This window comes from Nonomuraea glycinis (genome assembly GCF_035920485.1).
Lineage (GTDB): Bacteria > Actinomycetota > Actinomycetes > Streptosporangiales > Streptosporangiaceae > Nonomuraea > Nonomuraea glycinis.
Map to the genome: position 1 here is coordinate 472,820 of NZ_CP109166.1, position 11,282 is coordinate 484,101.

General features: G+C 71.1%; 7 protein-coding genes. 5 read left to right on the top strand and 2 right to left on the bottom strand.

Annotated elements, in window-relative coordinates; translation table 11 throughout:
- Positions 1-3 precede the first annotated feature (3 nt).
- Positions 4-180, bottom strand: coding sequence for an MbtH family protein (locus OHA68_RS02090; RefSeq protein ID WP_189136880.1), 177 nt, complete (start codon positions 178-180; stop codon positions 4-6).
- A 5-nt stretch (positions 181-185) separates the two neighbouring features.
- Complete coding sequence (locus OHA68_RS02095; RefSeq protein WP_327106103.1) at positions 186-3,647, bottom strand: non-ribosomal peptide synthetase; 3,462 nt, start codon at positions 3,645-3,647, stop codon at positions 186-188.
- A gap of 202 nt (positions 3,648-3,849) precedes the next feature.
- On the opposite strand from OHA68_RS02095, the gene OHA68_RS02100 reads away from it, so the two are divergent.
- From OHA68_RS02100 to OHA68_RS02120, 5 genes are all read left to right on the top strand, one after another.
- Positions 3,850-5,022: an argininosuccinate synthase domain-containing protein gene (locus OHA68_RS02100; RefSeq protein ID WP_327106104.1), complete on the top strand. Its 1,173-nt coding sequence runs from the start codon at positions 3,850-3,852 to the stop codon at positions 5,020-5,022.
- Positions 5,015-5,998, top strand: a complete 984-nt coding sequence (locus tag OHA68_RS02105; RefSeq protein WP_327106105.1) for an aldo/keto reductase — start codon at positions 5,015-5,017, stop codon at positions 5,996-5,998. The genes OHA68_RS02100 and OHA68_RS02105 overlap by 8 nt, the downstream gene beginning before the upstream one ends.
- Positions 5,995-6,720: a sulfotransferase-like domain-containing protein gene (locus tag OHA68_RS02110; RefSeq protein ID WP_327106106.1), complete on the top strand. Its 726-nt coding sequence runs from the start codon at positions 5,995-5,997 to the stop codon at positions 6,718-6,720. The genes OHA68_RS02105 and OHA68_RS02110 overlap by 4 nt, the downstream gene beginning before the upstream one ends.
- A gap of 136 nt (positions 6,721-6,856) precedes the next feature.
- Complete coding sequence (locus OHA68_RS02115; protein ID WP_327106107.1) at positions 6,857-10,207, top strand: DUF4132 domain-containing protein; 3,351 nt, start codon at positions 6,857-6,859, stop codon at positions 10,205-10,207.
- Positions 10,204-11,280, top strand: a complete 1,077-nt coding sequence (locus tag OHA68_RS02120; RefSeq protein ID WP_327106108.1) for an ATP-binding protein — start codon at positions 10,204-10,206, stop codon at positions 11,278-11,280. The genes OHA68_RS02115 and OHA68_RS02120 overlap by 4 nt, the downstream gene beginning before the upstream one ends.
- Positions 11,281-11,282: the final 2 nt, after the last annotated feature.

Consider the following 11,282-nt stretch of genomic DNA (forward strand, 5'->3'; position numbering starts at 1 on the left):
CCTTCACCGTCGCACGCTCAATGGGCGCAGATCGGTCCACACCCGCGCGATGTGTGCCAGGCAGTCGCTCCTGCCGCCCTCGACGCCGGCCTCGCGCCAGCCGGTGGGAATCTCCCGGCCGGCGGGCCAGATCGAGTACTGCTCCTCGTGGTTGATCACCACGACGAACTTGTCTTCCATGGCGCTTACCTTTCCTGAGCTACGAAGGCGGGAATGTCGGTCAGTTCACTGAGGTAGCGATCGAGCGTCCTGGGCCCGGTCGCCGTCGGCCGCGCCAGCGAGGGCGCGTGCCGGCTGAACCGCTGGGTGTCGAAGTGACGGGAGCCGTCGGTGAACAGCCGGTCGAACTCGACCGGCGCCGCGTCACCGTCGGCGGCCGGCGGCAGCAGCAGGCGCAGCCCGGCGAGCCTCCCGTCGGGCTCGGCGAGGGCGTCCAGGCGGTCGCGGAACCGCGCGTAGCCGACCCGGTCGAGGCCGCACCGGTCGGCGAGCTCGCCGAACGCCTCGGCGAAGCGCAGCCTCGACGGCCACAGCACGTGCATCGCGCCGTCGGGCACCTCGATGTCGCCGGTCGCGGCGCGGGCCACGAACTGGCCGACCACGTCCACCGGGGTCACGTCGGTCGCGGCTTCGGTCGGGAACACGCATCCGGTGCGCGCGCACGCGTACAACAGGTTGTGCGCCAGCGAGTCCGGGTTGGCCACGCCTGTCGCCCGGTGCGGCCAGACCTCGCCGAGGCGGTACACCACCGAGCTGACGCCCTGCCGTTGCGCGTCGGCGAGCAGGCTCTCCGCGACGTACTTCGACCTGTTGTAGCCGTCCGCGGCGACCTGGTCCGGCGCCGGGATCTGACTCTCGGTGATGCGCGGGGCGGCCGGCCCGGGGGGCGGGAAGATGCTCAAGGTGGACAGGGTGTGCAGGCGGGCGCCGCCCGAGGCGAGTTTGATGAGCTCCTGTACGCCGAGCACGTTGGCCGGGCGGTGGTCCAGATAGCCGGACAGGAAGTTCACCGCGCCCGCGGCGTTGACGACGCCGGACACGGTCGAGGCGATCGTGTCGAACCGCCGCTGCGACAGGCCGAGCAGCTCGCTGCCCAGGTCGCCGGGGACCACCTCGACCCGTCCGGTCTTGAGTGCCATGGGCAGCTGCTGCCAGGCGGACGTCAGCCCGTACTGCTCAAGGGCCTCGGTCAGCCGCCGGGCGCCGTCCGGCGGGTCGGCGCACCGTACCAGGCAGATCAGTGCGGCGTTGGAGCGCATCAGCAACTCGGCGAAGATGTGCGCCCCGACGAACCCGGTCGCGCCGGCGAGCAGCAGGGTCTGCGGCGGGCGCCACGCCAGGTCGTGCTTGATGTACGCCAGTTCGGCGCTGTCGTCGTCGACGCCCTTGGTCAGCCGCGCCGCCTGGGCGCGCACGGTGGAGGCGACGAGGAGATCCCTGGGCCGCACCGGCCTGCCAAGCCGCCGGCTGACCTCGGCGGTGAGCCGGTAGGCGATCAGCGAGGTGCCCCCGTAATCGGAGAACGGCACGACCACCGAGACCTGCTCCTGCTCGAGCACTTCACGCCACGCCGAGCAGATCAGCTCCTCCATCGGGTCGGCCGGCGGTTCGACCCGCTCCACCGGGCCCGGCTGCCGCGCCGTCTCGGCCACGATGAGCGCGGCCAGGGTCTTGCGGTCGGCTTTGCCGTTGCCGTTGAGCGGGAGCGCGTCGAGCACCACGATCTGCTGCGGGACCTGCTCGGCCGGCAGTTTCTCCGCCGCGTAGCCGCGGAGAAGCTCCACGGACGGCGGATCGTCCGGCGATCGCGGGGTGACGCAGCAGACCAGCGTGGACTCGGGCGCCTCACCGAGCACGATCGCCACCGCGCTGCCCACGAGCGGATGGTCGGCCAGGGCCGAGGCGACATCGCCCAGCTCCACCCGCACCCCGCCGACCTTGACCTGCTCGTCGCGCCGGCCGATGAAGTACAGCAGCCCGTCCTCGCCGGCCCGCGCCAGGTCCCCGGTCCGGTAGAGCTCGTCGCCGGGGATCTGGGGGAACGGGTTGGCCACGAACGCCCGCGCGGTGCGCTCGGGATCGTTGAGGTAGCCGGCTCCGATGCACTCACCGCCGAGGTACAGCTCGCCGGGCGTGGTCGCCGGGACGGGCATGAGGTCGTCGTCGAGCACGATCGCGGCGGTGTTGTCGATGGGACGCCCGAGCGGGATCCGGTCGACGTCGGCGTCCGTGACGTCGTGGAACACCGACCCGATCGAGCACTCCGTCGGCCCGAACGTGTTGGTGACCTTGAGCTCGGGCAGCAGCGCGCGCAGCCGGTGCACCGCGCCGGGACCGGCCGCCTCGCCGCCGATGAGCATGCGCCGCAGGCTCGACGTCGCCTCGCGCAGGTCCTCGCGCACCTCCAGCAGCGACACGAACGCCGCGAGCACCGATGGCACGAAGTCGGTCATCGTGACGCCGTAGCGGCCGATGGTCATCGCGGTCTCCTCAAGGTCGAGGATCCCGTCGCGGTGCGGCAGCACGACCTGCCCGCCGGACACCAGCGGCCACAGCACCTGCCACATCGAGGAGTCGAACGTGGACCGGCTGTTCTGCAACGTCACGTGCCCGGCCCCGTCACCGAACCGGCGCGACATCGTGGTCAATCGATTGACCAGGCCGCGGTGGTGGTTCAGCGCGCACTTGGGCGTGCCCGTCGAGCCGGAGGTGTAGAACCCGTAGATCAGGTCTTCGGGACCGGGTGCCCGGCCGGCCGGCGGGGGCGTCAGGTCGGCCGGATCGTGCGGCGGCTCCGCGCAGTCGACGATCACCGTCGGCAGGGACGCATCCAGCTCGGCGACGGTCTCCGCGGTCGCCCGCGATGCCACGATGACGGGCGGCGACAGCTCGGCCATAATCGCGCCGAGACGTTCGATCGGCCAAGCGGGATCCAGCGGCACGAATGCCGAGCCCGTCTTCATCACCCCGAAGAGTGCGGTCGGAAATTCGGGCCCGTCCGCTATCAACACGGGTATCAATTGTCGCGCCAGGACGCCGTGACCGATCAGTCGATTGGCCGTCACATTGGCCGCGGCGTCCAGCTCGGCATAGCTCATCGTAGTGTCGCGATAGCGGATCGCTGGACGATCAGGCGCGTTCTCTTTTTGTCCGCAGAACAGGTCGAGTACTGTGCTCCGCCGGGGGAACGCGTGCTGCGGACCCAAAGATAAGTGAATGGCGGTTAAGGCATTTTCGCTCAGGTGCGACTGCTGGTGGCGTGGCATCGTGCTCCCATGGTCTCGACTGGCAAAGATCCTTCGCGTCGCGGAAAAGTCACCGGTCATGCCGGTGCGTCTCAGGCGGCCAGGGCGGCCCGCGGCGAGCGTGACGAGGAAGCGTTCACCGTGTCCGGCGGCTGTGGGCAGGCGGCTGCGCAAGGCGTGCGATGAGCCTGGGAACTGCGGTGACCATGTGTTTCCTCCCTGGACCTGATGACCTGAGCACAGCTTGAGTAACCGATAACAAGTTGGATACGGGTTACTACCATACTGAGCACAGGTGGCTGGGATGTGCAACCCCGGCTGTCCGCCGCCGCCCGCGCGGCCCGTCACCGATATCGGTCCGAGGCCGAGCCCGAATCTCCGGGCCGACCACTCGAATAGCATCCGCCCGTGCCGACCGAAGAAAGTTCGGCGCAGGTTTTTCGAATGGCGAGTTAGGAGATGACGAGTGGGGGCAGGCCCTCTACCCAAGCCGACGCCTGCCAATCACCGAATCGGCCGCACCAGCAGCACCCGGGGCAGAAGGGCGTTCACGCTTGTCACCGAGGTCGATATCGCGCCCCGCCCACCAACGAAGGAGGAGGCCGTGGGCCAAGTCAATGACAACGTACGGGCCGGATTATTGCAGTCGGGAGGACTTTCCTCCCTGGCCGTCGGCGTCTGGCTTCGTGAACTGCACACCGAGACGAGGCACTATATTGCCGATATCGGTCAGTCGGATCGTACGAATATGGACGCACTTGTATCTGCGCTGCGCGGATTCGGCGATGAAGTCGTCCTGCTGGATCTGCGATCATCGATGGCCGCCGTGGCGTCGGATCTGCTGAAATATCGTGCCCGCCACGACGGCGGCTACTGGAACACGACCGGCGCCGCGCGCCTCGTGCTCGTCAGCGAGGTCGCACCGCTGATGCGGGCGGACGGCTGCCGGATGCTCACGCACGGCTGTGTCGGCGGGGGCAACGACCAGCGCCGCTTCGCCCGCTACGGCCCCCGGATCGCACCGGAGCTGCCGGTCATCGAGCCGTGGACGGATCCGCAGGCGCTAGAGCGATTCCCCGATCGCGAGACCATGCTCAAGGCCGTCGTCGAGCACGGACTGCCGCTCGACCCGGGCAGCGGCGCCGAACGGTCCACCGACGCCAACCTCGCCGGCATCTCGCACGAGTCGGCCGAGCTGGAAGACCTCGCGACGCCGGTCACCAGGCTCCAGCCACGGTGGAGCAGGTGGCCCGAGCAGGCCCCGGCCGAGCCTCAGACCGTCACGGTCACCTTCCGCGACGGACGGGTCGCCGACGTCAACGGCAGCGGGCCCGACCCGGTCGCGTGGATGACGCGGGCCAACGACATCGGCGCGCGGCACGGCGTTTGGCTGCGCGATGTGGTCGAGCGGCGCATCATCGGCACGGTCTGCCGGGGCATCTACGAGGCGCCCGGCCTGGAGCTGCTCGAACGCGCGTGGACCCGCATCCTGCAGGCGAGCCTCGACGCGGCGAGCCGCGAACTCTACGACCGGCTGGCCGCCGGGCTGGGCGCCGCGATGTACGAGGCCCGGTGGCTCGAACCCGCCGCGCGGGCGGCGCGAGACGCGATCGACCGGCTCGTCGGCGAGATCAGCGGCAGCGTGACCCTGTCCGTCCACCGGGGCATCGCCCGGGTCGAGGGGATGACGGTCGACAGCCGCGTGGTGCAGCAGACCCGGTTCGGCTCGGGCGGCAACCGCTGGAGTTCGGGCCTGGAAGGAGAGAGCGATGCGTGAGCGTCGATTCGGCCGGCTCGGCTGGATGATCAGCGACGTCGGCTATGGCATGTGGGGCATAGCCGGCGGCGAAGGCGGATGGACCGGGGCCGACGACGAGACCGGTGACACCGCGTTGGACGAGGCCGTGCGGCTCGGGTGCAACTTCTTCGACACCGCCTGGATCTACGGCCGCGGACGCAGCGAAGGGATGCTCGGGAAGCTGGTCAAGCGGCACCCGGACCGCCGGCTGCACCTCGCGACCAAGCCCCCGCCCAAGGACCGCGCCTGGCCGTCCACCCGCGACTCCAAACTGTCCGAGGTCTACCCACCGGATCATCTCTGGGAATGCCTGCACCGCAGCCTCGAAGCGCTCGGCCTGCCGTCCGTCGACCTGTTCCAGTTCCATGTCTGGGAGGACGCCTGGGCGCACGACACCGCCTGGCAGGACACCGTCACCGAGATGAAGGAACGCGGGCTGATCAAGGGCGTCGGCATCAGCGTCAACCGATGGGAGCCATGGAACGTCCTGCGCACCCTGAACACCGGGCTGATCGACGCGGTGCAGGTCATCTACAACATCTTCGACCAGGCCCCCGAGGACGAGCTGCTCCCCGCCTGCCGTGAGCTGGACGTCGCGGTGATCGCCCGGGTGCCCTTCGACGAGGGCACGCTCACCGGGACCCTCACCCGCGACACCCGCTGGCCCGAAGGCGACTGGCGCAACACGTACTTCGTCCCCGAGAACCTCGTCCCGAGCGTGGAGCGCGCCGAACGGCTGGCGCGGATCGTGCCCGAGGGCATGACCATGCCCGAACTCGCGCTGCGCTTCATCCTCCAGAACCCCGACGTCGCCACCGTCATCCCCGGCATGCGCACCCTCACCCACGTCCGCGCCAACCTCGCCACCAGCGACGCGGAACCACTGAGCGAGGAGCTGATGGCCCGGTTGCGCGAGCACCGCTGGGACCGCCGGCCCACCTGGTGGTCGCAATGAGCGCCGCGCCGAAGCCCATCGTGCTGTGGGCCGTGCCCCGATCGCGCTCCACCGCGTTCCTGCGCATCATGCTGGAGCGCGGCGACCTGGAGGTGGCCCACGAGCCGTTCTCCTACCTCCAGGTGGACGGCCACTACGAGTTCGCGGGCCGGCGCGTCACGTCGACGGTCGGTCTGCTCGACGTGATGCTCGAGGTCAACGCCGCCGAGCGCCGGGTGTTCGCCAAGGACACCACCGACTACACCTACCCGCCGCTGCTCAAGGACGAGCGCCTGTTCAACGACGTGATCAACACGTTCATGATCAGGGAACCGCACGGCGCGATCTCCTCGCACTACGCCATGAACCCCGGGGCCACCCTGGAGGAGTACGGATTCGAGTACCTGCACGCCATCTTCGACGCCGTACGGTCGGCCACCGGCGAGGTCCCGCTGGTGATCGACGGGGACGATCTCGTGGCCGATCCGGAGACGACGGTCCGGGCGTACTGCGAGCGGGTCGGCCTCGAGTTCATTCCCGAGGCGATGCACTGGGATCCCGGTCAGCGGGCGCACTGGCAGCGCACCGACCGGTGGCACGCGGAGGTCGCCGAGAGCAGCGGCCTGGTGGCCAAGCCGCCCGGCCGGCGCGAGACCCCCGACACCAACGAGCACCTGCGCCGCATAGCCGACCACCACCAGCCCTTCTACGACGCACTCGCCCGCCACCGCCTCACCGGCTAGACCGCGTCGGTCCGGCCGTTGGATTTGTCGGTCTCGCGCGCGATACTCACCGCCAACGATCACAAGGATGAGGCATCGGCGAGGGCGCGGTCCCGCCCGACGGGCTCTCCATCGAAAACAGGGCGGTGGTATCGGCATGAGCGCAGCTCGGACGCTGACCGGCAAGCTGGTGGCGGAGAAGTCACGGGAGGACGAAGCGGTCGAAGCGCCGGTGACCTCCCCGGAGGCGATCGACAGCGGGCGGGATGAGGACCGGCTGACGATGCCGGCCTCCTGGCTGCGCGCTCTTCATCCGCGGCGGGGCGGAGCGAAGGTCGCCGTGAAGCGGCCGGACGCGAGCGCGCCCCAGAAGCTCGCCGCACAGTTGGCGCAGCGCCGGCAGCTGATCCTCGACTCGCTGGCGAAGAGCTCCGACCCGGAGATCGCCTCCGCCGGCGCGGCGTACCTGGGCGGTGATCCCACCGCCCCGCCGCTGGGCGCCGCGGCGGTCGCCCAGGTGTTGGGCGCGTCCCTGCGCTGGGACGACCGGGCGTGGCTGTCCCTGCTCGCCGAAGCCTGGCTCGCCGAGCGTGGCCTGGTGTTCACGGCGGTGGCCGTGACCGAGCTGGCCTCACTGGACTGCCGTGTCGACGGGGACGCCCGGCCCGTCCGGCGGCTGACCGCCGATCAGTCCCCCGCCTACCAGTTCGGCTGGGAGCTGCCGGAGCACTTCTCGCGGGTCCGTGCCGCCCTGACGGCCGCGTCGGACGCCGAGTACGCCGAGGTCGTCGCGGCGCTGGCGGCGAGCCGTGCGGGCGGGCCGTATCACCGGGTGGCGGCCTCCTACCTGGCGCCGACCGAGACCGGCTGGGTCACGGCCGACTGCGCCGAAGCCTGCCGCGTCAGCCCGCGGCTCGCCCTCATTCTGGTCACCGCGGTCAGCACGACGGAGCAGGCGGAGCTCATCGAGAGCCACCTGCGGGGCTACTTCGTGACGCAGTCCCTCGCGCTGCCCGTCACGCTCGTCGACGGCATGGGGGACGCGGCCGTGCCGGTGCTGGCCGGCTGGTTCGCCGAGTGCTACGACGCGGAGAGCCGGCGGCGCCTGCTGGGGGTGCTCGCCGAGTTGCCGACCGACGCGGCGATGCGGGTGCTCCTCGACCGGATCGAGGACGCGTACACGCAGCCGGCCCTCCTGCGCGCGGCGGCCCGCTTCCCGCGCCGGGCGATGCGCATGCTGGCCACATCCAGTGGCAAGGACGTGGACGTGCTGCTGCGCGCCCACGTGCTGGCCCATGCCGACCTGGTGGCCGAGGTGGTCGCGGCCGTCGATGCCGCCGCCGCCGAGCGGATCAACGCGATCGCGACCGCCGCGACCGCCGCCACCGCTCCGCTGGAGGCCCTGCCCGAGGTGCTGGTCAGCCCGCCGTGGACCCGCCCGAGTACGGTCCGCAAGCCCGTGGTGGTGAAGGACCTGGTGTGCGCTGATGAGCCGGCCGTGGTGTGGGGGCCCGGTGAGCGGGACCGTTGGCGTTCGGTCCAGCCTGGGCACAGCTCGTGGGAGCGGTCCCGGAACCATGGCTGGAAGGACATCGCCCGTCATATCGCCGGTGGCCAGGGCTCCTACTACGACGAGATCGCCCTGTTCATCTCCGGGCCCGACGAGCTGGCCGGACCGCTGATCGACAAGTGGCGCCCGGCCGACCACTGGGGAAGCTCCAAATGGATGCCGAGAGTGGTCGCCAGGTTCGAGCTGGCGGCGCTGCCCATGGTGCTGGACAGCGCCCGCAGCGCCCCCGCCGCGACCGCTCCGGTGCTGCTCCCGTTCGCCGCTCCGGAGATCGCCGTGCTGATGGCCGAGTGGCTGTCGCGGCTGAAGTCGGTGCGCGCCGCCGCGCTGTCCTGGCTGGCCCGCCACCCCGAGGCGGCCGCCAGGGCGCTGATCCCGGCGGCGCTGGGCAGGCCAGGCCCGGCCCGGCGACAGGCCGAGCAGGCGCTGGCGGCGCTGATCACGGGCGGTGACCGTGACACTGTGGCGCGGGCCGCCGCGGGTTACGGCCCCGCCGCCGAGGCCGCGGTCGCCGACCTGCTCGCGGCCGGCCCGCTCGACGCGCTGCCCGCCAAGATGCCCGTACTGCCCGAGTGGACGGAGGTCGCGATCCTGACCCCGATCCACCTGCGCGGCGACGCGGGCGCGCTGCCGGCCGAGGCGGTTCGCCACGTGATGACGATGCTGGCGATCTCCCGGCCCGGTCATCCGTACGCCGGTCTCGCCCTGGTCCAGGAGGTCTGTGACGGCCGGAGCCTCGCGGACTTCGGCTGGGCGCTGTTCCAGCGCTGGCAGGCGGCCGGCTACCCGGCCAAGGAGAGCTGGGTGATGGACGCGCTGGGGCTGCTCGGCGACGACGAGACCGTCCGGCGGCTGACACCGTTGATCAGGGCCTGGCCCGGTGAGAGCGGGCACGCGCGGGCGGTCGCCGGACTGGACCTGCTGGCCGCCGTCGGCTCGGAGGTCGCGCTGATGCATCTGCACGGCATCGCCGAGAAGGTCAAGTACAGCGGGCTGAAGAACCGGGCCAGGCAGAAGCTGGACGAGGTCGCCGCGGCGCTCGGCCTGACGCCGCTGGAGCTGGCCGACCGGCTGGTGCCGGATTTCGGGCTGTCCGCCGACGGCAGCCTGACCCTCGACTACGGCCGCAGGCGGTTCGTCGTCGGCTTCGACGAGCAGCTCAAGCCGTACGTGACCGACGCCGCGGGCAAGCGGCTCAAAACCCTGCCCAAGCCGGGCGCGAACGACGATCCGGAGCTCGCGCCCGCCGCCCACCGGCGGTTCGCCGGGCTGAAGAAGGACGTACGCGCCGTGGCCGCGGACAACATCCGCCGGCTGGAGCAGGCCATGGTGACCCGGCGCCGCTGGAGCGGCGCGGAGTTCAGGCGGCTGCTCGTCGGCCACCCGCTGCTCTGGCACATCGTGCGGCGGCTGGTGTGGGGGCTCTACGACCCCTCGGGCCGGCTCACGAGCGCCCTGCGGGTGGCCGAGGACCGCACTTTCGCCGATGCCGGGGACGACCCGCTGACGCTGCCCGACGAGGCCGTCGTCGGGGTGGCGCACCCGCTGGAGCTGGCGGCGGAGGAGAAGGCCGCCTGGGCCGAGGTGTTCGCCGACTACGAGATCCTGCAGCCGTTCCCGCAGCTCGGCCGGGAGACCTATGACCTGGACGAGACGCTGCTGGCCGAGATAGGCGCCGCCAAGATCCCCACCACCAAGGTGATCGGCCTGGAACGGCGCGGCTGGCGGCGAGGCGCGCCGCAGGACGCCGGTTGGCAGGGCTGGCTCGAGCGGGACGTGCCCGGCGGTGGAATGGTCACGATCGGTCTCCATCCGGGCATCGCGATCGGCCATCTCGACTTCGCCGACGAGCAGACCCTGATGGAGGTGGCCCTCGACGGCCTCGATCCGATCACCGTCTCGGAGATCCTGCGGGACCTGCGGGAGATCACCCGATGAACGACCACGTCCAGCGGCCCCCGGCCGAGATCCGCTACGCCGACGAGCTGGCCCGGCTGCGGGAGAACGACACCGACGACCGGCCGCCCGGCTGGGCGCTGAGCCTGCGCGCCGCCCGGCGCTTCGTCCTCGGGGACGAGAAGCTGGGCATCAGCCGCAAGTTCGTGGGTGACGCCTCGCTGATCGACCGGTCCCTGGTGACGCTCGCGACCAGCCGCGGGCTGATGCTGGTGGGTGAGCCCGGCACGGCGAAGTCGCTGCTGTCGGAGCTGCTCGCCGCGGCGGTGAGCGGCACCTCGACACTCACCGTCCAGGGCGGCGCGGCCACCACCGAGGACCAGATCAAATACTCGTGGAACTACGCGCTGCTGGTCGCCGAGGGCCCGTCCGCCCGGTCACTGGTGGCCGCTCCGCTGCTGCGCGGCATGGCCGAAGGCAAGGTGGTGCGCTTCGAGGAGATCACCCGGTGCCCGCTGGAGGTGCAGGACTGCCTGCTGTCGCCGCTGTCGGACCGGGTGCTCGCCGTACCTGAGCTGACCGGCCCGGAGGCGATGGTGTTCGCCAGACAGGGGTTCACCGTCATCGCCACCGCCAACACCCGCGACCGCGGCGTCAACGAGATGAGCGCCGCGCTCAAGCGCCGGTTCAATTTCGAGACCGTCTTCCCGATCGCCGACTTCGACACCGAGCTGCGGCTGGTGGAGGCGGAGGCCACCGCACTGCTGAAGCGCTCGGGCGTCGGCGCGCCGCCACGGCGCGACGTGCTGGAGGTCCTGGTCACCGCGTTCCGGGAGCTGCGCGAGGGGCAGACCGCGCGCGGTGACGCCACCGACCGGCTGTCGGGGGTGATGAGCACCGCCGAGGCCGTCTCGGTCGCGCACGCCGTCGGGCTGCGCGGCTGGTTCCTGCGCGGCGAGCCCGGCACCGCCGCCGACCTGGTCTCCTGCCTGGCCGGTACGGCGGCCAAGGACAACCCGGAGGACTTGGCGAAACTCCGCAGATATCTGGAGCGCAGGCGGCACGGCGACCCATGGCAGGCCCTGTACGAGGCCCGTCACCTGCTGCCGGGCTGACG